Annotated in this window: 17 protein-coding genes; 7 read left to right on the top strand and 10 right to left on the bottom strand. The window is 36.7% G+C overall.

From position 1 onward, the window contains the following. Nucleotides 1–120: 120 nt before the first annotated feature. Entirely contained in the window at nucleotides 121–777 is a 657-nt protein-coding gene (locus tag O0955_RS00690) for a polysaccharide deacetylase family protein (protein WP_269425621.1), read from the bottom strand. A 74-nt stretch (nucleotides 778–851) separates the two neighbouring features. Between O0955_RS00690 and O0955_RS00685 the strand changes: the two genes are divergently transcribed. From O0955_RS00685 to O0955_RS00675, 3 genes are all read left to right on the top strand, one after another. Next, nucleotides 852–2,210, top strand: coding sequence for a TolC family protein (locus O0955_RS00685; protein WP_269425620.1), 1,359 nt, complete (start codon nucleotides 852–854; stop codon nucleotides 2,208–2,210). 25 nt (nucleotides 2,211–2,235) lie between these two features. Beyond that, nucleotides 2,236–3,570, top strand: coding sequence for an efflux RND transporter periplasmic adaptor subunit (locus O0955_RS00680; RefSeq protein ID WP_269425619.1), 1,335 nt, complete (start codon nucleotides 2,236–2,238; stop codon nucleotides 3,568–3,570). 73 nt (nucleotides 3,571–3,643) lie between these two features. Continuing rightward, on the top strand, nucleotides 3,644–4,642 hold the full coding sequence (locus O0955_RS00675) for an NAD(P)H-dependent glycerol-3-phosphate dehydrogenase (protein ID WP_269425618.1): 999 nt from the start codon (nucleotides 3,644–3,646) through the stop codon (nucleotides 4,640–4,642). A gap of 273 nt (nucleotides 4,643–4,915) precedes the next feature. On the opposite strand, the gene O0955_RS00670 is transcribed toward O0955_RS00675, so the two are convergent. The 8 genes from O0955_RS00670 to O0955_RS00635 all read right to left on the bottom strand — a co-directional run bounded on the left by O0955_RS00670 (nucleotide 4,916) and on the right by O0955_RS00635 (nucleotide 13,476). Then, on the bottom strand, nucleotides 4,916–5,950 hold the full coding sequence (locus tag O0955_RS00670) for a DUF2157 domain-containing protein (protein WP_269425617.1): 1,035 nt from the start codon (nucleotides 5,948–5,950) through the stop codon (nucleotides 4,916–4,918). A 190-nt stretch (nucleotides 5,951–6,140) separates the two neighbouring features. Continuing rightward, complete coding sequence (locus tag O0955_RS00665; protein ID WP_269425616.1) at nucleotides 6,141–8,354, bottom strand: cation:proton antiporter domain-containing protein; 2,214 nt, start codon at nucleotides 8,352–8,354, stop codon at nucleotides 6,141–6,143. Between the two features lie 531 nt (nucleotides 8,355–8,885). After that, the gene (locus O0955_RS00660) at nucleotides 8,886–9,851 is read right to left on the bottom strand and encodes a bifunctional riboflavin kinase/FAD synthetase (RefSeq protein WP_269425615.1); all 966 of its coding nucleotides are present in this window, start codon (nucleotides 9,849–9,851) and stop codon (nucleotides 8,886–8,888) included. A gap of 38 nt (nucleotides 9,852–9,889) precedes the next feature. Then, on the bottom strand, nucleotides 9,890–10,753 hold the full coding sequence (locus tag O0955_RS00655; protein WP_269425614.1) for a YitT family protein: 864 nt from the start codon (nucleotides 10,751–10,753) through the stop codon (nucleotides 9,890–9,892). Beyond that, the gene (truB, locus tag O0955_RS00650; protein ID WP_269425613.1) at nucleotides 10,750–11,481 is read right to left on the bottom strand and encodes a tRNA pseudouridine(55) synthase TruB; all 732 of its coding nucleotides are present in this window, start codon (nucleotides 11,479–11,481) and stop codon (nucleotides 10,750–10,752) included. Before truB ends, O0955_RS00655 begins: the two co-directional genes overlap by 4 nt. Nucleotides 11,482–11,506: 25 nt before the next feature. Then, on the bottom strand, nucleotides 11,507–12,301 hold the full coding sequence (locus O0955_RS00645; RefSeq protein ID WP_269425612.1) for an undecaprenyl-diphosphate phosphatase: 795 nt from the start codon (nucleotides 12,299–12,301) through the stop codon (nucleotides 11,507–11,509). A 72-nt stretch (nucleotides 12,302–12,373) separates the two neighbouring features. Next, nucleotides 12,374–12,598: a DUF3098 domain-containing protein gene (locus tag O0955_RS00640; protein ID WP_269425611.1), complete on the bottom strand. Its 225-nt coding sequence runs from the start codon at nucleotides 12,596–12,598 to the stop codon at nucleotides 12,374–12,376. Next, nucleotides 12,598–13,476, bottom strand: coding sequence for a cell division protein FtsX (locus O0955_RS00635; protein WP_269425610.1), 879 nt, complete (start codon nucleotides 13,474–13,476; stop codon nucleotides 12,598–12,600). Before O0955_RS00635 ends, O0955_RS00640 begins: the two co-directional genes overlap by 1 nt. Before the next feature lie 200 nt (nucleotides 13,477–13,676). Between O0955_RS00635 and O0955_RS00630 the strand changes: the two genes are divergently transcribed. Continuing rightward, complete coding sequence (locus tag O0955_RS00630; protein ID WP_269425609.1) at nucleotides 13,677–14,090, top strand: hypothetical protein; 414 nt, start codon at nucleotides 13,677–13,679, stop codon at nucleotides 14,088–14,090. Nucleotides 14,091–14,264: 174 nt separating this feature from the next. Beyond that, nucleotides 14,265–17,051, top strand: a complete 2,787-nt coding sequence (gene leuS, locus O0955_RS00625) for a leucine--tRNA ligase (protein WP_269425608.1) — start codon at nucleotides 14,265–14,267, stop codon at nucleotides 17,049–17,051. 144 nt (nucleotides 17,052–17,195) lie between these two features. On the opposite strand, the gene O0955_RS00620 is transcribed toward leuS, so the two are convergent. Continuing rightward, nucleotides 17,196–18,491 carry a DEAD/DEAH box helicase gene (locus tag O0955_RS00620; RefSeq protein ID WP_269425607.1) on the bottom strand — a complete coding sequence of 432 codons (1,296 nt, stop codon included), beginning with the start codon at nucleotides 18,489–18,491 and terminating at the stop codon, nucleotides 17,196–17,198. Nucleotides 18,492–19,191: 700 nt separating this feature from the next. On the opposite strand from O0955_RS00620, the gene O0955_RS00615 reads away from it, so the two are divergent. Continuing rightward, nucleotides 19,192–22,347, top strand: coding sequence for a SusC/RagA family TonB-linked outer membrane protein (locus O0955_RS00615; RefSeq protein ID WP_269425606.1), 3,156 nt, complete (start codon nucleotides 19,192–19,194; stop codon nucleotides 22,345–22,347). Between the two features lie 15 nt (nucleotides 22,348–22,362). Then, a complete protein-coding gene (locus tag O0955_RS00610) occupies nucleotides 22,363–24,075 on the top strand; it encodes a RagB/SusD family nutrient uptake outer membrane protein (RefSeq protein ID WP_269425605.1) in 1,713 nt (570 codons plus the stop codon). Nucleotides 24,076–24,109: the final 34 nt, after the last annotated feature.

Below are 24,109 nucleotides of genomic sequence, written 5' to 3'. Positions count from 1 at the left end.
ATGTGCGGTAACGAACAACTGTGTTCATTTTTGAACAGTTAGCAGGCCTTAGTTTTTATAAAAAGCTTGTTGCTTAAATCATTAAAGCAACACTTGTTTTTTGGCATAACGATGGCTGAATTACAGTGATGAAAACTGAAAACCTTTTTCCGAAAAATATTCAAGCACCTTTGGTAAGGCATATTCCAGCCTGTCAAAAGCCTTTAAACTGTCGTGAAAAACAATGATTGATCCATTCCTGACATTTTTAATTACGTTTTGATAGCATTTTTCTGGCGCAAGATTGATATCGAAATCGCCACTCAAAACGTCCCACATAACGATGTTGAGTCTTGAATCCTGAGTCTTGAGTTTGGAATCAGACTTTAGACTAAAAACTAAGGATTGAAGACTTTTGATCTGACTTTTTTTAATTCTGCCATAAGGTGGGCGGAATAAATGAGTTTGTGTAATTTCCTGACACTGGATTGCATTCTTAATATAAGTGTCATCATCGGTTTTCCAGCCTTTAAGGTGGTTAAAGGTATGATTTCCGATAACATGCCCGTCGTTTTTTACACGTTCAAAAACTTCAGGGTGTTTTACAATATTATCGCCAATGCAAAAAAAAGTTGCTTTTGCGTTAAAAGCTTTTAAAGTTTTTAAAACAAAATCTGTAACATTGGGTATAGGTCCATCGTCAAAGGTTAAATAAATAACTTTTTCAGAGCGGGACTTATTCCATATTAACGATGGATAATACCATTTAAGCAGAAGCGGTGATTTGATCAGGTACATTTTAACCTCAAAGTTAGTAATTGCCTGTACAGATTGAAATTATTAAAGTTGTTTATATAGATTTGAAACAAATTATGAAAATGTTTACCAAAAATAAATTTTTAACCGGATCTGCATTATTGGCGGCCTTATGCTTTGCTCAGAGCGTTAGTGCCCAGGAAGTTATAAGTTTGCAGCAGGCTGTAGATAATACGCTGAAAAATAACCTGCAAATTAAACAGGCACAATTTAGTGCTGCATTAAGCGAAGAAAACTTAACCCAATCTAAATTTGCATTATATCCAAATTTAAATGCGAGTATAAATCCAAATCTAACTTTCGGTCGTGGTTTGGATCAAACTACTTTCCAGGTTACCAATCAAACCTCATTGTACACCAGTGGTAATTTAAGTACTAATGTGGATTTATTTCAGGGCTTTTCAAAAATTAATCAAATCAGACAGAACAAAACCCTTCTGGAAGCCGAAAAAAGTAATGTAGAAAAGATAAAAAACGATTTGATTTTAAATGTGGTTACCGCTTATCTTCAGGTATTGTATAACACTGATTTGGAAAGAGCGTCTAAAGAACAATTGGATATTGCCAATAAAACCTTAACCAGAGAAAATGCTTTGCTTGATGCAGGTAACAAAACACTGGCAGATGTTTCTCAGGCAAAATCGCAGGTTGCAACAGCAGAGTTAAATTTAACGAATGCTCAAAATGCACTTTCTATTTCGTATTTAACCCTTGGGCAGTTAATGGAAATGCAACCCAATCAAAAATTTGTTGTTCAGGCACCATTAATTGATAATGTTAAAGCCGTTCCGGCAACTGCAAGCGCTGAAGAAATTTATAACAGTGCATTAAATATTTTTCCAGATGTTAAACTGGCAAGCTTAAGATCGCTGGCTGCTAAACAAGCTATTGCGGTAGCTAAAGGTGGTTATTCTCCTTCATTAAGTTTAGGTGCGGGTATAAATACCTCTTACTCTTATCAGTTTAATTATAATGGGCAAACGCCTCAGTCTTCTTTTGCAGATCAGATAAATCAGCGTTTGGGTCAAAGTATTGGTATGAGTTTGCAAATTCCTATTTTTAATGGGTTTACTGCCCGTTCAAACGTTCGCAGAGCAAAAATAACTTACCAAAATACCTTAACACAAGAGCAGCTTGCAAAAAACAACTTGAACAAAGTTATCTTTCAGGCTACAACGGATTTAAAAGCTGCGCAAAGCAGATATAGTTCAACACAAAATGCTTTTAATGCACAAAAAGATGCTTTTTATGTTGTAGAACAAAGATATAATGTGGGTTTAGTAAACTCATTGGATTATACAACATCACAAACCAATAGAAATAAGGCTGAAATAGATTTTATCCAGGCCAAATATGATCTTTTATTCAGGGCTAAAGTAATTGACTATTACCTGGGTAAGCCAATTACATTTTAATAAATCAAAAACAATACAATAAATTATGAAACTGAAGCACATTATTATTACCATAGTTGTTATTCTGCTTATTCTGGTTGGATTAAGAATGGCTGGCGTTATTGGCGGAGATAAAACCGAGAAAGTAACAACAGAAAAAGCATCTGATAAAACTGTTGTAGAAACGGTAACAGCAAGTGGTAAGATACAACCAGAAACCGAAGTGAAATTAAGTTCCGAGGTGTCTGGTGAGGTGGTTGAATTAAAAGTGAAAGAAGGCGATGTTGTTAAAGCCGGACAATTACTTTGTAAAGTTAGACCAGATGTGTTGCAATCAGGTTACGAAAGAACTGTTGCAACCTATAATGCTCAAAAAGCAAGTGTTGCTTCAGCTCAACAACAATTAATACAAAACCAGGCCAACTTTGTAAATGCCGAAGCTACTTATAAACGTAATGTAGAATTGTTTAGTAAGAAAGTAATATCTGCCTCTGAGTTTGATGCAGCTAAAGCAACATACTTAACCGCTAAAGCCAATTTAGCAAGTGCTAAAGAAGGGGTAACCGGTGCAAAGTTTACATTAGAACAAACGGGTGCAAATGTTAAAGAAGCAGGTGCAAACTTAGCTAAAACAACTATTTATGCTCCGGTTGATGGGGTGGTTTCAAAATTATCTATCGAATTAGGCGATCGTATTTTAGGTACTTCGCAAATGGCAGGTACAGAGATTATGCGTATTTCAAACCTTTCATCGATGGAAGTTAATGTTGATGTAAACGAAAATGACATTACCCGCGTAAAAGTTGGAGATAAATCGAATATAGAAGTAGATGCGTTTTCTGACCGTAAATTTAGAGGTGTAGTTACTGAAATTGCCAGTTCATCAACAGCTGTTGGTACTACAACTTCTACATCGGTAGATCAGGTAACTAACTTCTCTGTAAAAATTAGAATCACAGAAGAACTAGCTGGTAAACAACAATCCATCTTCCGTCCCGGAATGTCAGCAACAGTAGATATTGAAAGTGAATCATTAAACGGTTTGGCCGTTCCGATTCAGGCCGTATTTACTGAGAATAAAGCTGCCGCAAGCAGCGGTGGCGAAGGCAATCAGGAAAATAGCGATAAACAAAAATCTAAATTAACTGATAAAAAAGTTAAACAATACGTTTACGTTTACAATACAGATAAAAAGGTTAAAAAGGTTGAAGTTACAACCGGCATCCAGAATGATCAGTTCATTATTGTGAAATCAGGAATTAAAGCAGGTCAGGAAATTGTAACCGGGCCATATTCGGCCATTCAAAATAAATTGAAAGACGGAATGATTGTAGAGAAAACCTCTAAAGACCAATTATTTAGCAAAGACGCTAAAAAGTAAGGTCAGATAACGATATTTAATAATTAAATTGTCCCGGTTTAAAACTTTAAGCCGGGATTTTTATTTTATAAACATGGTACCTAAAATAGCGATGATAGGGGGCGGAAGCTGGGCGACTGCCATTGTAAAAATGTTATCAGATAATTTATCTGAAAAAGAAATTTACTGGTGGATGCGAAATGCTGAAGCCATAGAACACATTAAAAAATTTAAGCATAATCCACATTACATCAGTTCGGTGGAACTTAAATTAGCCGGAGAAAATATTTCGTCAGATATTAACTGCATCATAAAAGCTGCTGAATATATTATTTTAAACGTTCCTGCTGCATTTTTAAAATCAAGCCTGGAGGGTATTAGTCCTGACGATTTAAAAGGAAAGAAAATTATATCTGCCATTAAAGGAATTGTACCTGAAGATAACCTGATTGTGGGTGAATTTTTGCACGAAAAATATGCAATTCCTTATGACGATATTTTGGTAGTGAGCGGGCCCTGCCATGCAGAAGAGGTTGCGCTTGAAAAGCTTTCTTATTTAACTATCGCCTGTACTGATGTTGAAAAGGCAGGTGTTTTTGCCTCTTTTTTAAATACCCGCTATATTAAAACAAATGTATCTGACGACATTTTTGGAACAGAGTATGCAGCGGTTTTAAAGAATATTTATGCTGTTGCGAGCGGTATCTGTCATGGTATCGGTTATGGAGATAATTTCCAGGCAGTGCTGATTAGTAACGCCATCAGAGAAATTAAACGTTTTGTTGATGCTGTGCATCCCATTAACCGTGATATAAAAGAATCTGCTTATCTGGGTGATCTTTTGGTTACAGCCTACTCACAATTTAGCCGTAACAGAACCTTTGGAAACATGGTTGGTAAGGGCTATACCGTAAAATCTGCACAACTGGAAATGAATATGATTGCAGAAGGTTATTATGCGGCTAAGTGTATGCATATCAAAAATGAAATATTTGAGGTAAACATGCCGATTTGCACAGCAGTGTATAACGTTTTATACAACAACCGGTCACCTCACATTGAAATGAAAATGCTGGCGGAAAAGCTCAATTAATAACATAAATAAAAGGTCCGGTTTTAAACAGTCCGGACTTTTTTATGGAAAGTAATTAAATATTTTCAGACTTATTTTTTTATCTCTATATTGTGATTTATTGTCATGCATTTATGATCTGATCAATGATTACAATATCATGAGGAGATTCTGAATAGCGGGTTGTGTATAAGGAGCACATCTGGTAGTGGTGGGAGAGGTTTCAATTGTCAATACGGCTGGCATTTATTCAGCCGTATTTTTAATTCTTCTAAAATATCCCGGCTGATTTCTTTATTTCAGAAATTCCACATTCCAAATCTTTTCTGCCTTTCTACCAATTAACCAAAATGATGCAGCCAATACGGCAAAGAAAAGAGCCTTATGCCAACTATCCCAAAAATATTCGAAATACCGGGTATACAGATTTATAAACAGGAAAGTAATGCCAAACTCACGGGCAATATCATCATGGTATTTAAGCCCGAATAAAGTACTTGCTACGCAAACTGTTGCAGAAATTAGAGCCCAGTAAAATAAGCTCAACTGCCTTACCGCATACCATTCCTCGAGGCTGGCAAAATTTCCAAATACAGAAAGAGCCCACAATGAAACAAACAGGTAAACCATCCCGGCTATATAAGTAACCTGGAAAAAATGCTGTGTTTTAGTAAAACCTTTCATAATAAAGGATGCAGCTGTTAATACCGCCCCAAAAACGACAAACCTTAAAGGATAGTTCATGCCGAGGAAATAATAATTCCAACGGCTTAAATAACCTGTTTCTGTACCGAACCAGGCACCTAAAGAAATTAATGCGAAAATCCAAATCAGTCTGGAATTGAAAATATAGCCCAAAGCCCCATAAATAAAAACAGAAATCAGGATAAGGATAGAAAAATTGCCAGATCCGTTATCAACAGCTTTACCAAAATAAGCAATGGCATTGGCCGTTAGTAAAATAGCAGAAAAAACAATAGCCTCATTACTGAATTTCAAATGTGCCAGTTTTTTCTTTCGTCTGAAACCTAAAATGTAAAGCCAGGCCGCTAAGCCAGCAGATACAATGGCAATTACAATATTTGGCGTATTATAAACCCTTTTTAAATAATTAAGGATCGAATTATCAATCAATAAAGAGCCCAAAGCGATAAAACCACAGGCTAAAGCAACCCAAAATGCATATTGAGCAAGTCTTAACCAATCGAAGTTTTTAGCTTCATAACTTTTTCTAAGCTTAGAACCCGTTTCTGCGTTAATTAAGCCCTCCTGTTGCCATTGATTAATAACATCATCTAAAAATTCACTTTTGTCTCTGTCTACTTTCATTATTTGCGTTGAATACGAATATATGATTTTTAGTTCTTAGTCAAAAGTATCAATGATCTGACATAGAAACGCCAACTATTTATGTGTTAATAGTTGACGTGTTATAATTTAGCTATAAATTTTCAGGAAAAAATAAAACCGGAAATGATGGTCAGTATATTTTGACGGGTTTATTGTAGCCAGATGGTAATTAAATAACCTCTTTAATTTTTTTACTGTTTCCTACAATCCAGATTACATCGCCATTATCAAAAATAAAGTCTGATGAAGGATTTAAGATGCGGTCAGTCCCTCTTTCAATACCCACAACTAATGCTTGTGCTTTCTCTCTGATTCCGGCATTTCTGATGCTTAAGCCATATACAGGAGATTCGGTATTGATTACAACTTTTTGTAAGGTCATTTCCTTATCCGGGAAATTGCTTTCAGCTTCAATCTCTGGTAAGTCTACTTCCAGCAGGTTTTTAACCCCAGCAAGCTGATCATCTGCCCCAATTAATAATAATTTATCATTTGGATACAATCTTTCTTCACGTCCGGGCGTTGGGATCGTTATTTTACCCCTTTCTATCATGGCAATATTAACCCCAAACTTTTCCCTGATCATAAGTTCTGAAAGTGTTTTGCCTACAACCTCAGATTCAGGCGAAACCATTATTTCTGTTAAGTGGGTATCCCAGGGTAAAATATCAGGTTTCTGGTTTTCACGTGCATTTAAGTTCAAAATGAAACGTTTTTCCAATTTATTATAAAAAGATTGAAGTTTTCTGGAAAATACAATCATCACCAGCACAATTAAAACAAGTGCAATTCCTGCTGCAATCCAGGTGTCAAAAAACTTGTACATTAAAAAACCTACAAAAAATACTCCTAGTGCAATTCTGAAAAATTCAATGGCAATTAAAGGGCCACGGGTATATTTTTTATTAAGCCAAAGATGCGAATACGCAGTTTTTTGAATTCTTCTGATGGATAATGCCCATAAAAATGGCGCCATTAAAATGAAGGAGATAATGACACTTATAAGGGTAGAGCTTAATTCGCTTGAGACATGTTTAGCCATAAAGGGCTGAATAAAGCGATAAGCTAAAAAGATAACTGCAATGATAATTACTGAGTGGATGATGGTATTAAATGCATAAGATTTTAGTAAAATCCGCCAGTCGCTTAGTTTGGTAATGCCTTCTGTACTTGAACTGTACCTGTCGATTCCATCCTGCCATTTTTTTGGTAAAATTTTAATCAGAAGATTATAAAACGGTTCCGAAAGTTTGATCAGGTAGGGGGTGGTAAAAGTCGTAATTGCAGCTGCGGCCACCGCAATAGGGTATAAAAAATCGCTTGTAACTTTTAAAGATAAACCTAAAGAAGCGATGATAAAAGAGAACTCCCCAATCTGAGCCAAACTCATACCGGCCTGCACGGAGGTTTTTAAAGGCTGCCCTGAAAGTAATGCACCTAATATGGTACTGAGTATTTTACCTACAATAATAACCAGTGTAACGATAATAATTGGACCGGCATATTTAACCAGCATGGATGGATCGATCAGCATACCTACCGAAACAAAGAAAATAGCAGAGAATAAATCTTTTACCGATTTTGTTAAATGCTCAATTCTTTCCGCCTGGGTAGTTTCGGCTAAAATTGAACCCATAATAAATGCACCCAATGCAGCAGAAAAACCGACTTTATCGGCTAGGATTACCATGATAAGACAAAGTGCTAATGATACCACGAGCATGGTTTCATCATTCATCAGTTTTTTTGTGGCTTTAAGAAACGACGGGATTAAAAATATACCACCTAAAAACCATAAAATTAAGAAAAAACCTAATTTTAAAATGGATTGAAGCATCTCCGGGCCTGCTGATTGCTGGCTTACGGCAACTGTAGAGAACAAAACGAGTAGTAAAATGGCTACTAAATCTTCTACAATAAGCACCCCGAAAACTAAACCTGCAAATTTCTTATGCTTTATACCAAGTTCTTCAAATGCTTTAATGGTAATCATTGTAGAGGAAATGGATAATATACCGCCCAGAAATAAACTGTTCATATCAGACCAGTCCATCAGTTTTCCTACCAGGTAACCTGTTCCTAAAACAAAAAGCACTTTTACAATGGCGGTTATGGAAGCGGCACCTCCAACCTTGACTAATTTTTTAAAACTAAATTCAAGACCTAAGCTAAAAAGAAGAAAGATTACACCAATTTCGCCCCATATATCAATACTTTTTCTATCTGTAACGGTTGGTAAAAAATCTAAATAGGGGCCAACTAACAAACCGGCAATGATGTAACCCAGTACCAGTGGCTGTTTAATTTTTTTAAATATAAGAGTGGTTATTCCGGCAGAGGCAAGAATTAAACCTAAATCGGAAATTAAAGGTGGTAAATGCATTTATGAAAAATAAAAAGGTAAAGTAAATAATCAGGAGTCGCTTACACTGTTCCGAAGCTTATTCAGAACTTAAAAAATGCTGAAATCAGCAAAACGAAATTTTAAATCAATCTACAACTTACCAGAAAAAATGTTTCGGATACAGCATTTTAAATACACACCAATACTTATATTTTAATCTTTTGATTATCGTTTTAGTATGGGAGCGGGCATTCCTTGATAAAATAAAAAAAAAGAAAAGCAGCAGAACAAAAGAGCTGCTTAATGTTTTTAAGGTATTATTTGAAATGAAATCTTTTTGCAGTGTTTCGTTCTCCTGCCAAATATTAGTCTTAAATTTTACCTGAAAATGATTAGAAACAATGCTTGACCTAAAGCTTTTATTTGGAGTATTAACTTCTATTTTCTGCGATGCGGTGCTTGCAAAAGTAACTGAAAATAAAAAAAGAAGTGTAATGTAAAAAAGCCTCATTGCCGTAAATATAACGAAAATAAGGCTTTTTTGGAAGTGGAAAATGGATTAAGTCTATTTTATGACAATGATTTAAAATAAGTTAAAGTATCTTCTTTATCCTGTTGCAATTGAATTTTCAAAGCCTCTAAGCCCGTAAATTTTACATCATGGCGTAAGAACTTTAAGAAATTCATCTTAATATCCTGCCCATAAATTTCCTGATTAAAATCAAAAATGTTGACTTCAATATTTCTGGTCATACCGTTTATAGTTGGACGCTGACCAATGTAAGCCATGCCTTTGTACGTTTTATACTCCGGAAGACTATCTTTATCTTCAAGCTGACTCATTTCTACGGTTACGGCATAAATACCATCTCCAGGAATAAGTTTGTAAGTTTCTTCCACGAAAATATTAGCGGTTGGAAAACCAATTGTTCTTCCGATTTTATCGCCTTTAATTACCCGGCCAAATATTGAAAAAGCATAACCAAGGTAATCTGCTGCCAAACTTACATTGCCCTCTAAAAGTGAATGACGGATTTTGGTAGAACTTACGGCAACATCATGAATGTCTTGTTCAGCAATTTCTTCCACATCAAAACCGTAATGCTGGCCGGCACTTTTTAAGTCCGTGAGGTTACCAGACCTGTCTTTTCCAAAACGATGATCATAACCAATAATAATGTGTTTCGTACCAATAGTGTCCACAAGAATGTTTTTGATATAATCTTGCGGAGACAGGTTTGAGAAATCTCTTGTAAAAGGAGTAATAATTAAATGATCTACGCCCAGGCCCTCTAAAATCTTTGCTTTTTCATTTATGGTATTGATCATTTTTAAATCCTGATTTTCAGGATCAATAATCATTCTTGGATGAGGGAAAAAAGTCAAAATTACGCTTTCTCCATGGCTATTTTTAGCCTTTTCTACCAGTTTTCTTATAATTTTCTGATGTCCGTAATGCACGCCATCAAAAGTTCCAATGGTCACTACAGCATTATTTAGCTTAGAGAAATCTGATAAATGATTATATATTTTCAAGGGAATAATGTTAAATTTTTATTGTGTTCATGTTGCAGTTAATGCAGGGTACTTTGTCTTTTTACAACGCCGCCCTTTAAATCTGCTATTTGCTGCTGAATTACAAATGCATCGCTGTCAATTTGCCTGATCATGCTTTGCAATTTGCTCATTTCCAGTTTGGTTACAACAGTGTAAAGAATGTCTATATCTTTCTTTTCGCCGTAACCGCCTTCGCCTTTATAAATGGTCACACCACGTCTCATTTCATGGATGATAAATTCACGGATTTCATCTTTCTTTTCAGAAATAATAGTCACGCCAGTATATTGTTCTAAACCGTTTACAATAAAATCGATGGTATTAGAGGCCGATAAATAAGTTAAAATTGCATAAAGGGCCGTTTCAATGTTTAAAAAGATGGCTGCAAAGCCAAAAATAATAATGTTTAAAATCAGGATAATGTTTCCAACCGTGAGTGGGCTGTTTCTGCTGATGTAAAGCGCCAAAACCTCGGTACCATCAATTACACAGCCACCACGCATGGCTAAGCCAATGCCACCACCTAAAAAGAAACCACCGAAAAAAGCGATTAACAATTTATCATGCGTAATGGGCTGAAAAGGTAATGTAAAGAGGGCGATGGAAAGGGCCACTATTGCTACAGCAGTTTTAATGGCAAAACCTTTACCAATTTGTTTATAGCCTAAAATTACGAATGGAACATTGATAATGATAATTAAGTAAGAAAGCTCAAATTTTGTTAACGTACTGATTAAAAGAGAAATACCGGTAACCCCGCCATCAATAAAATGATTGGGCATTAAAAAACTTTTCAAACCAAAACAGGCAGAAGTAATGCCGGCAGTAATCAGAAAAAAATCTTTTATATAACGGGTGTTTCTGTTTTTAACGTGGTTCATACCTGCGTTGCTGCTTTTGCTTCTTCTTTCTTACTGCGAATATAATCAACGAGTTCTAAAACCTCAAATGCATTAGAGAGCAAAAAGTTTCCGCTGCGGGTACGTGTAAGTTTTGATAAATAAGCGCCGTTATTGAGTTGTTTTCCAAAGTCAGAAATTAGCGAACGGATGTACGTGCCTTTGCTGCAGACAATTCTGAAGTCAATTTCAGGTAACTCAATTCTGGTAATTTCAAATTCAGGCACATTAACAAAACGCTTCCTGAGTTCTACTTCTTCACCTAATCTGGCTTTAACATATAACCGTTCACCATTAATTTTCACTGCAGAGTGGGCTGGTGGGTATTGCTCTATATCACCAATAAAAGGTGCTGTAGCTGCATAAACTTGCTCTTCGGTAATGTGGCTAATGTCGAAAGTTGAATCTACTTCAGTTTCCATATCAAATGATGGGGTAGTAGCACCCAAAATCATCGTTCCGGTATATTCCTTTTCTTCGGCCTGGAAAGTATCAATTTGCTTGGTCAGTTTGCCGGTGCAAATGATGAGTAAACCTGTGGCAAGCGGATCTAACGTGCCCGCATGACCAACTTTAAGTTTTTGTGGTTTTAAAGAATTACGGATTTTGCCAACCACATCAAATGAGGTCCACTTGTAAGGCTTGTTGATTAATATAAGTTCGCCCCCGGCAAAATCGAAATCTTTAAACTTTGGATTTTCTGTACTCAAAATCTTTTTTCTGCAAAGATACAGATTATATAATTTGCAATTTATGTCCGGTTAATAACAGAATGATAATGGCTAACCCAACAATAATTCTATACCAGCCGAAAATTCTGAAACCATTTTTATTTAAATAACCAATAAAGCTTTTTATAGCCAGCAAAGCCACTATAAAAGCAACTACATTACCAATAATCAATAAATTTGTTTGTTCGGAGGTAATGGTATGGCCTTCTTTATAAAAATCGTATAATTTTTTTGCAGTTGCTGCAAACATAGTAGGTACTGCAAGAAAAAAGGAGAACTCTGCAGCCACTTTTCTGCTTAATTTTTGACTCATTCCGCCAACAATTGTAGCTCCGGAGCGGGAAACACCCGGAATCATGGCAATACATTGAAAGAAACCAATTTTTAAAGCGGTTAAGTAACTTACGTTTTCTTCTTCGTGAATGGTTGGCTTGTTAAACCATTTATCAACAAATAATAAAATTATACCGCCAACAAAAAGAGAAATTCCTACGGCTAACGGACTTTCCAAAAGTTCATCGATCTTTTTACTTAATAAAAGACCAAAAACTGCCGCCGGTATAAAAGCAACGATAAGTTTTAAATAAAAATTAACAGACTTAAAAAAGCGTTTGAAATATAACACCAATACCGAAAGGATGGCACCAAGCTGTATGGCAATGGTAAACAACTTTACAAAAGGTTCTGTTGCAATCCCCATAAATGAAGATGCAATAATCATATGCCCTGTACTTGATACGGGTAAAAACTCTGTTAACCCTTCAATTATAGCAAGGATAACAGCTTCGAAATAATTCATAGCGAATAAATAATGTAGCAAAAAGAGAACGCTGGATGGTTAAGCGTTTTACTTTTAAAAGATATAGTTAAATTATTTTTTAAGTATAGCGTAAATGCAAAAGGCGAAACCAAATACCACCACTAATGGTGCAATTAAGGTTTTTCTAATATCGTAAATGTCTGTAGTGCCCATCATTAAAATGAAACCAACAGCAACAATCGCTATACTGATTAATAATAACTGATAATTCTTTTTACCGAAAACCAATTCGTCTTTAACACCCTGGCTTACAGGGTTTGTTTTTTTTTCTGCCATTATCTATATAAATGATAAGATTTTAAACGTAAATATCTGCTTACCGCAAACCAGGTACTAATGCCTGTTATAAATATACCTATAATCAATAAGCCAATAAATACAACTCCAAATTCTTTGTAATTATTTAAAATTATAATTTCAGGAACTTCTTTTCTAGCATAAATTAATGTGCCCAGCAAAATAATGATTGCAATAAAAGCTGCAATTAATCCATGTAATGCTGCGTATAATAAGAAAGGACGTCTGATAAAATTTTTCGTTGCACCAACCAACTGCATACTTTTAATTAAAAAGCGCTGAGAATAAATGGCTAAGCGTATGGTGTTGTTAATCAGGGCGATGGCAATTACTAGAAGAACAGCAGCAAAGGCCAAAATTATTAATCCGATAGTGTTAATATTTTTATTAACCATATCAATTAAAGAACTTTGGTAAACCACTTCTTTAACGACCGGATTTTTAGAAATACTTGCTTTTAAAGCATCTATACTTTTATTATTTGCATATTCTGCCTTTAAATACACATCAAAAGTAGAAGTTAAAGGGTTGTATCCTAAAAAGTTAACAAAATCTTCGCCCAAATCCTGGGTTAAATTTCTTGCTGCCAGCTCTTTGTTTACGTACTGTGTTTGTTTTACAGCAGGGTTGGCATTTAATTCTTTTTGGAAGGTTAAAACATCAGCTTCTTTAGCACCTTCATCTACAATAATGTTTAAAACAATGTTTTCTTTAACATAGTTAGATAAGTTTTTGGCATGAACAAGTACTAAGCCAAGCAACCCCAACATTAATAAAACCAATGCAATACTGAAAATAGTAGAAATATATACCGTTTTGGTTTTCTTAGATGCGTCACTTACTTCAAATTCTTCCATGTATTTAAATTTTGTTTCTGCGAAAATATAAATTATACCTTATAACACCAATTTAATGCGTTGTTAAATGACAATAACGAATCTATTTAAGATTTAGTTTTAGAATAAAATTTGGTAAAAATCATATATTTTTTATTAATCGGTACGAAATTTGGTGAAAGGGCGTTATTAATGCATCCTAAAACTAAAAAACATCCAAAATGAAAAGACAAATTACAATTGTAACGCTATTATTATTGGTCACGGCAACTATTTTTTCTTGTAAAAAGGACACTGAGTCTGTAAAAGCCCGGATTATGGGAAAATGGACTGTGAATAAAATTGTAGTATCTGGCTACACCGGAGAGTCAATAATAAAAAACGGAACTTTTACTTACGGAGCATCAACTGATTATATGGATTTTAAATCCAATAATGATGATGTGCTGGAGTTAAGCTTAAAAGGCACTAAAACTATTGGAGATTACACAGGTACAATGGATGCTTTTAATATTTATCTTCCTGAAGAAGGTATTTCTTATTGTACCATAAATGTTTTAAAGGACAAGGAACTCCAGTTTACGGCTAAACTTGATAAAACAAATGTTGTTAAAGTATACTATTTAACAAGATAAAAGATCTTAATCCCCGATTATTTGTTTGCGCCATTGGTTTTAAATCAATGGCGCATTTTTTTGTTCATAATGCTATGTAAATCTGTACATCATGCCCTGAAAATTATAAATTAATCTGTTTTCTAAAACCCCTTAATTTGTGTAATTTCGCCACTTTAAAATCAAAAATTTGCAATGGATTATCAATTCAAAGAAATAGAACAAAAGTGGCAAAAGTTTTGGGCCGATAAACAAACGTTTAAGGCAGAAACCAATTCGACCAAACCAAAATATTATGTATTGGATATGTTCCCTTATCCATCAGGAGCAGGTTTACACGTTGGTCACCCGCTTGGTTACATTGCATCAGATATTTTTTCGAGATACAAACGCTTAAAAGGTTTCAATGTTTTGCATCCAATGGGATACGACTCTTTTGGCTTGCCTGCAGAGCAATATGCAATACAAACCGGACAACATCCGGCAATTACAACTGAAGCAAACATTGCAACTTATCGCCGCCAATTGGATCAGATTGGATTTTCTTTTGACTGGAGCAGGGAAGTTCGCACTAGTGAGCCATCTTATTATAAATGGACACAATGGATTTTTATGCAACTGTTTAATTCATGGTATAATCTGGAAAATGATAAAGCGGAAGACATTTCAACCTTAATCGAAAAATTTAACTCATCAGGTTCTGCAGATGTAAAAGCCGTTTGTGATGAGGATACCAAATCATTTTTACCCAGCGATTGGGCAACCTTTACGGAAGAACAAAAACAAGAAGAACTTTTAAAATATCGTTTAACTTATCTTAGAGAAAGTACAGTAAACTGGTGCCCGGCTTTGGGAACTGTTTTAGCAAACGACGAGGTGAAAGATGGTTTCTCTGAGCGTGGCGGTTATCCGGTAGAGCAAAAGAAAATGATGCAGTGGAGCATGAGAATTACTGCTTATGCGGATCGTCTTTTGCAGGGTTTGGATACCATCGACTGGCCTGAACCAATTAAAGAAATGCAGCGCAACTGGATTGGTAAAAGTGTTGGGGCATCGGTAAAATTCCAGGTTGAAGGAAATGATAAACAAATTGAAGTTTTTACGACCCGTGTTGACACCATTTTTGGTGTTTCTTACCTGGTTTTAGCGCCTGAACACGAATGGGTTGCTGAATTAACAACGCCGGGACAAAAACAGGCTGTTGAAAATTATATTGCTCAAACAAAAAAGAAATCTGAACTGGACCGCATGGCGGATACCAAAACGGTTTCTGGTGCTTTTACCGGAACCTATGTTGTTAATCCGGTAAGTGGGGAGCGTGTACAACTGTGGATTGCGGATTATGTTTTAGCGGGTTATGGAACCGGTGCAGTAATGGGCGTTCCGAGTGGTGATCAGCGTGACTGGTTATTCGCAACTCATTTTAACTTGCCGATTATCCAAATACTGGATGCACAAAAAGACATCGATCAGCAAGCAGATGCAACCAAAGAAGGAAAATACATTAACTCTGGTTTTATTAATGGAATGACTTATAAAGAAGCAATTCCATTTTTAAATAACTGGCTGGAAGAACAAAAAGTTGGTAAAGCAAAGGTTAATTTCCGCCAGCGTGATGCGATTTTTGGTCGCCAGAGATACTGGGGCGAACCGATTCCTGTTTATTTTAAAAACAATTTACCTTATTTATTAAATGAGGAAGAATTGCCATTGCTATTGCCTGAAATTGATAAATATTTACCAACTGAAACCGGAGAACCGCCTTTAGCAAGGGCCGAAGACTGGATTCCGGCAGCAGGCGGAACTTACGAGTTAAGTACCATGCCGGGCTGGGCAGGAAGCAGCTGGTATTGGTATCGTTATATGGATGCCAATAACAATGGTGATTTTGCATCAAAAGAAGCCATTGAATATTGGAAAGCGGTAGATTTATATATCGGTGGTTCTGAACATGCAACAGGCCACTTATTGTACAGCCGTTTCTGGAATAAATTTTTAAAAGATTTAGGTTATACCAAAGAAGAAGAGCCTTTCAAAAAACTGATTAACCAGGGGATGATTCAAGGCAGAAGTAATTTTGTTTACAGAATTAATGATGCAGACGGAAAACCAACCAATACTTACGTTTCTGCAGGTTTAAGAAAAGAATATAAAACATCGGCATTGCATGTGGATGTAAATATAGTAGAGAATGATACCTTAGATTTAAACAAATTTAAGAACTGGAGAGAGGAGTATGCAAATGCAGAATTTATCCTTGAAGGTGGAAAATACATTTGCGGTGTTGAAGTAGAAAAAATGTCGAAATCAAAATTCAATGTGGTTAATCCCGATGATTTGATTGAACGTTATGGAGCCGATACCCTGCGCATGTACGAAATGTTTTTAGGCCCATTGGAGCAAAGTAAACCATGGAATACCAACGGCATTGAAGGTGTGTTTAAATTTTTGCGTAAATTCTGGCGTTTATTCCACAATGAAGAATGGCATTTCCATGTAAACGATTCAGTTCCTACAAAGGCAGAATTAAAATCATTGCATAAAATCATTAAAAAAGTACAGGATGATATTGAACGTTTCTCTTTCAATACTTCAGTTTCGAGTTTTATGATTGCTGTAAATGAACTGACCGATTTAAAATGCAAAAACAGACAGATTCTGGAAGATATGGTAATTATTTTATCGCCTTATGCGCCACACATCTGCGAAGAACTTTGGGTTTTACTAGGCAATGAAGCTGGAACTTTATCTTATACTAAATTTCCAACCTTTAACCCTGAATATCTGGTTGAAGATGAGTTTGCTTATCCGGTATCCGTTAATGGTAAAATGAAAATGAACCTCAACCTGAGTTTAACCCTAGATCAGCCGGAAGTTGAAGCCATTTTATTAGCAAATGAACAATTCCAGAAGTTTTTAGACGGGAAATCGCCTAAGAAAATCATTTTTGTTAAAGGAAAGATTATTAATGTAGTCGTTTAAGCCGAAAGTAAAAAATAGAGCTTAAAGGTTAAAGCGGAGAGTAATTGCTCTGTTATAAAGAAACCCCGGGTTACCATGTAATCCGGGGTTTTATTTTATGGCTGCTTTCAGATTCTGAAACAAGTTCAGAATAACGAATAAAGTTTAATCTCTTTTTCTTCTGTTGCCACCAAATCTTCTGTTGTTGCTGGCATTACGTGGTTTACCACTCATATTGCCATCGCCTTTTTTAGCACCACCGCCACCTTTAGATTGGGCTTGAGGTTTGCGTTTAACCTGATTTTTTGCCATCATACTTTGCCAGCTTAATGGATAAGGATGATCGTCGACAATCGGTAAGGTTATTTTAATCAGCTTCTGAATATCAATTAAATATTCGTTTTCTTCCGCATCACAAAATGAAATGGCAATTCCGTTTGCACCAGCACGGCCGGTACGGCCAATTCTGTGTACATAAGATTCAGGGATGTTTGGCAATTCATAATTAAAAACGTGAGACAACTGATCGATATCAATACCACGGGCTGCAATATCTGTAGCCACTAAAACACGAATTTTCTTTTCTTTAAATTCAGTTAAAGCCCGTTGTCTGGCATTTTGAGATTTATTGCCGTGAATGGCTGCAGCTTTAATGCCTGCAAAACCTAAATCTTTGGCAATTCGATCTGCCCCATGTTTGGTACGGGTAAAAACCAAAGCTGTTTCAATAGTTTTATCTTCCAGTAAGTGGATCAGCAATTTCTTTTTATCGGGCTTATCTACAAAATAGATCGACTGGTTAATGGTTTCTGCAGTTGATGATACCGGAGTAACCTCAACTTTTGTTGGGCTTGATAAAATAGTGTTAGCTAACTTTTGAATTTCATCAGGCATGGTAGCCGAGAAGAACAAGGTTTGGCGTTTTGCCGGAAGTTTAGCTACTACTTTTTTTACATCGTGGATAAAGCCCATATCCAGCATTCTGTCAGCCTCATCTAAAACAAAAAGTTCGATGGTACTTAAGCTGATAAACCCCTGGTTCATTAAATCTAATAAACGGCCCGGTGTAGCAACTAAAATATCAACACCTTTTCTTAAGGCTTCTACCTGCGAATGCTGATTTACACCACCAAAAATAACCAGATGACGTAAATTTAAATGACGGCCGTAAGCTTTAAAACTTTCTTCAATTTGAATAGCAAGTTCACGCGTTGGGGTTAAAACCAAAGCCTTTATATTTTTTGATGCCTTGGTATTGATGTGTTTTTCGTGCAATAACTGCAACATAGGAATCGCAAACGCAGCAGTTTTTCCGGTTCCGGTTTGTGCGCAGCCTAATAAATCTTTTCCTTTTAATATGGTTGGGATGGATTGCTCCTGTATAGGTGTAGGTTGTGTATAACCTTCGGACTCAAGGGCCTTTAAAATTGGCTCAATGAGGTTTAATTCTTTGAATAACATGTATTTTTCTGTGTAATATTTATCGAAGAAGCTAGAACAATCATTTGTTGAAGGACTAACTTGCGGAGAGAATATTGTCTTGCTGAATCTTAAAGCATCTCATTTGATATAGATTCTTTACTGCGTTCAGCATAACAAAGCCCTTATTCCTGCTTCGCTGCAAAGATACAAAAAATGTATGAGGAAAGAGCAAAGTTGATAAACATGTGTTCTGAGCTATGTTTTACCTGTTATTTATGAAATGTAATCATTGTATAACAGAATTGATACCTAAGATCTGCCAAAGGAAATATTTTATCTGTATATTTATTTTAACTAAAGTGTACATTATACACTTATACTGATTTCAATTTTAAAATATTATTATGTAATAAATACTACAAAAAACATCTAACCAAACCACCTACTCATCTCAACCTATGAAAAAAAATCTACTCCTAATTAAGAGAAATCCCATTCTCTTATGCTTCGGCTTTTCTATTTTCTTAAGTGCAATTTCGTCAATAAAACCATTTGAATGTGTCGTCAACACTGACGACAGCGATAAACTGATGCGATTAAATTTATCAACTTAAGCACATCAGCTATTTAAGTACGCATTTTTCACCTAACCATTTATAAACCTATGAAACAAAATCTATCTTGTATCAGGAGGAGTTTTCTTCTCTTGTGTTTGGGGATGTTATTTGTCCTTGAAACAATGGCCCAGTCAAAAATTACGGGAAAAGTCATTGCCAGTGATGACAAATTACCTGTAATTGGTGCTACAATCAAAATCAAAAATGGCACTGGCGGTGCTGTTACAGATGCCAATGGTCTGTTTTCTTTAAATGCAAAACCCACGGATGTATTGGTGATCTCCTTTATCGGATATGGGAGTAAAGAAATAACGGTAGGCACCCAAACTAACATTTCGGTTATTTTGCAGACAGAAAATAACAACTTAACCGAAGTTGTGGTAACCGGTTATTCTGCCCAAAGGAAAAAAGATTTAACCGGCGCCGTTGCTGTTGTTAATATGGAGCTGCTAAAAGCCCAGCCTGCAGCTAGTGCTGTAGAAGCGTTACAGGGTAAAGCTACGGGGGTGCAGATTGTAAATGACGGTGCTCCGGGCTCAACCCCACAAATCAGAATCCGTGGATATAGTACCATTAATAATAACGACCCGCTTTATGTTATTGATGGAGTACCTTTTGAAGGGAAATTATCCTGGCTAAACCAAAATGACATTGAAAGTCTGCAGGTTTTAAAGGATGCTTCATCAGCATCAATTTATGGATCGAGGGCAAATAACGGTGTGGTCATTATCACCACTAAAAAAGGCATAGCTGGCGCACCAAAAATTACACTCGATTCTTATTACGGCACACAGGCGCCAAGAAAAAGTAGTTTTCCGAAAATGATGAACCCTCAGCAATATGCACAGTATGTGTTTGATGGGTATACCAACGCGGGGAAAGCCATTGCTGCCGGTAAAAACTATGGATCTGGTCCAACGCCAGTATTACCAGAATATTTAGTTGCTGGCTTAAAACTTGGTCAGGATGTTACCGCAGCAGATGCAGACCCGGCCAAATATAATTACAGCCGTGATCCAAATCTGTTTTATCAAATTACAAAAGCCAATAAAGAAGGCACCAACTGGTTTGATGAAATTACGGAGTCTGCACCTGTTCAAAATTATCAGATCAGTGCTGCAGGCGGTGGCGAAAATGCAACTTATTCCATCACTGCCGGATATTTGAATCAGAAAGGAACGATACAATACACTGGTTTTAAGCGGTATAGCTTTAGATCTAATACGGGCGTATCGGCTTTTAACAAGCGGGTACGTTTTGGAGAAAATGCACAATATAGCTACTCCGAAGGTTACGGATTTGGTGTGAACCCGAATGCTCCGGGTGGATATCAGGATCAGGGAAGTGCCTTAGGTTGGGCATACCGTATTCCAACCATTATTCCGGTTTACGATATTGCCGGAAATTTTGCCGGCAGTCGTGGTAGCCAGTTGGGGAATGCAGAAAATCCACTTGCCTTTCTTTTTAGGGCAAAAGATAATGTTAACAAAAGCAATTTCTTTTTTGGTAATATTTTTGGCGAGGGTGATATCATTCCGGGCTTAGTATTGAAGACTAATTTTGGTATCCGTTACGAAAATTTTAATGGTTTATCGATGCGTTATCCAAACCTTGAATTCTCCGAAGGTAATAACTCAAATAATTTAAGTGAATACCAGGGATATAATACAGAATGGACCTGGACTAATACCTTAAACTACAGTAAAGTATTTAATGAAAAACACCGGGTAAATGCATTAATCGGTACAGAGGCGATCAGATCAAGATCCAGGCAACTAAATGCAGGACGGAATGATTTCTTCCTTTTAGGTAATCCGGATTATTATTATTTAACCACAGGTTCTTCAAATATCAGCAATTCCAGTACCGGAGGAATAGGATCGTTATTCTCGCTGTTTGCCAAGCTCGATTACTCGTTTAATGATCGCTACCTGGCCAGTTTTACAATCCGCAGGGATGGTTCTTCCAACTTTGGCCCGGCCAATAAATACGGTAATTTCCCGGCAGTTAGTGCTGCATGGAGGTTATCTGAAGAGGAGTTTATGAAGAGTGTTAAATGGATAAGCGACTTAAAACTTCGTGCAGGATACGGGCAAACCGGAAATCAGCGCATACCGGGCTACCAGTATCTCAACAGATACCAAAGCTCTATTATTAACTCTGCCTACGCGGTTGGTGGTGGAAATGGCCTTACTACCGGCGTACGACAAAATGCTTATCAAAACCCGGACATCAAATGGGAATCGTTAAGCTCCCTGAATATTGGTCTTGATTTTACCCTATTGAGTGGAGCTGTTGATGGATCAGTTGATTGGTACAATAAAAAAACAACTGATATGCTTTATCCGCTGCCTTTACCATCAAGTATAGTTGGGTTGGGAAGTTCGCCTTATGTAAATATTGGCGATATGAGCAATAAAGGGATTGAATTTAATGTTGCTTATCATTATGGAAGAAATGCAGACAGCCCTTTTAAATTTGATGTTGGCCTGAATTTTTCAAAAAACAACAATAAAATTGTAAAGTTAGCACCTGATATTTTTAACCAGATTTATGGTAATTACAGAAGTTTACAAACCAGTGTGCTGCAGGAAGGATCGCCTCTTGGATCATTTTATGGGTATAAAACAGCAGGAATTTATCAAAGCACTGCTGATATTCAAAATAATCCTTCTTATTCGGGTGCAAGGGTTGGTGGATTGCGCTACCAGGATATTAATGGTGACGGAATTATTGATCCGAAAGACCGGACCATTATTGGAAACCCAAGTCCTGATTTTACCTATGGTATAAACTTAAATGCCTCTTACAAAAATTTTGATATTTCAGCTTTCTTATACGGTGTACAGGGAAATGATATTTTTGAAGCGACGCGTTACTTTACGGATTTCCCTTCATTTGACGGAGCAAAAAGCATTAGATTGCTTGATGCCTGGAGTCCGGCCAATCCATCAAGTTTGATTCCTTCTTCTTATGCCGGAGCCTCGGATCTGGAATTTGCTTCTTCGAGTTATTACATCCAAAACGGAAGTTTTTTAAGGTTAAAAAATGTACAAATCGGTTACTCAATTCCAACGGCTAAAGCTTTTGGTCCAAATTCTGGCATCAGTAAATTAAGGGTATATGTTAGTGCAACCAATCTCTTTACCATCACTAAATACACTGGTTTGGATCCGGAGATAAGTCAGGTAGTCGATACTTTTTCGGCTCCGGGAGTAGATCAGGGTGTTTACCCTTCTCCCCGTCAATTTTTAATCGGTATTAATGTTGGATTTTAATTAAAAGATATCAAGATGAAACATATAAAATATATTCTTCTTTCCTTATTAATTTGCATTACGTTTTCATGCAAGAAGGACTTTTTGACCCTTCAGCCGCAAGGCGAACTCACTGAAGGGCAGTTAATGACCCAGGATGGGGTTGAAGGACTTTTAATAGGTGCCTATGGTTTACTTAACGGTAATGTAGATGGAACCTGGGGTAATTATGGAGCGGCACCAAGTCAGTGGTTATTTGGTGAGGTGGCTTCTGATAATGCCCACAAAGGCAGTAGCACAGGAGATCAACCGCCTATGAATGCCATTGAGCAACATTCGCCAACCAGTACAAACGATAATTTATCCAATATTTGGGATAGATGTTTTGAAGGAATTCAGCGTTGTAACAGTACACTGAGAGTTTTGGCAGATCTTCAGGCCGGAAAAGGAGCTGTTAAATTTAGTGATGCCCGTGCCAAGGAAATTCAGGGCGAAGCCAGGTTGTTGCGTGGACATTATTATTTCTTTTTGGTTCGTGTATTTAAATCGGTTCCTTATGTAACTGAAGCCAACAGCGGTACATTTGTTCCAAATGATAAGGACATTTATCCAAACATTGTAGATGATCTTCAATTCGCGGTGGCAAACCTGAGTACTACAAAACCAAAAAATCAAAAAGGGCGTGTAGATAAATATGCTGCGCAAGCTTATCTTGGAAAAGTATTGTTGTATCAAAAGAAATATACTGAAGCTTACGATTTGCTGAATGCGGTAATCCTGGCAAAGCCAGACCTGACTACAATGCCTTATTCGGATAACTTTGACATTACCAAAGAAGACGGGCCGGAAACCATTATGGCCGTACAGCACTCTGTTGGAACCGATGGTACTGGTGGAGATAATGGGAATGTAGGCGATATGCTTAACTTTCCGTATGGCAATGCGCCGATTAACTGCTGCGGTTTCTTTCAGCCTTCTATTGATTTGGCTAATTCCTTTAAGGTAGATGCCGCAGGCTTACCCTTACTGGATGGAAGTTATCGCAATAACCCATATAAATCTGATCTTGGATTAACCGGCACGGCTAAAGATAATTATGTGGTGGATAAAACTTTGCCTTTAGATCCAAGAATTGAATCAACCATTGGAAGACGTGGTGTTCCATATCGCGACTGGGGTTTAATGGCCGGTGATACCTGGATTCGCGATTCTAGTAATGGCGGTCCTTTTATTGCCGTTAAAAATACCATTGATGTTGCTCAGATTTCCAGTGGAACAGCCCCGGGTACAACCAATGTAAGCGGATTAAATGTAAACCTGATCCGTTTAGGTGATGTTTACCTGATGGCGGCTGAATGTGCAGTAGAAAAAGGAGATTTAGGAAGGGCTTTAGCATTGGTGAATGCCGTAAGGGTACGTGCAGCCAAAATAACACCTCAAACGATAAACGGAACACCAGCTGCGGCATATAAAGTTAGTCCTTACCTGGCGTTTCCAAATGATACCTACGCCAGAAATGCGGTGCGTTTTGAACGCAGGCTGGAATTGGCCCTGGAGGGACACCGTTTCTTTGATTTGGTGCGTTGGGGTATAGTTAAACAAACCCTTGAAAGTTACTTCTCTTTTGAAGGCGGATATTTTGACTACTTAAAAGGCATCACTATCGAAACCAGGGATGATCATTTTCCTTTACCTCAGGATCAGATTGACAGAAGCAAAGGTTCTTTAAAACAGAGTCCGGGATATTAATCCGGATTTAAAATAAAAGCGCATGGAACAGGTA

It is taken from the genome of Pedobacter punctiformis (assembly GCF_027213715.1).
GTDB lineage: Bacteria > Bacteroidota > Bacteroidia > Sphingobacteriales > Sphingobacteriaceae > Pedobacter > Pedobacter punctiformis.
This window is presented reverse-complemented; position numbering and strand designations above follow the sequence as displayed.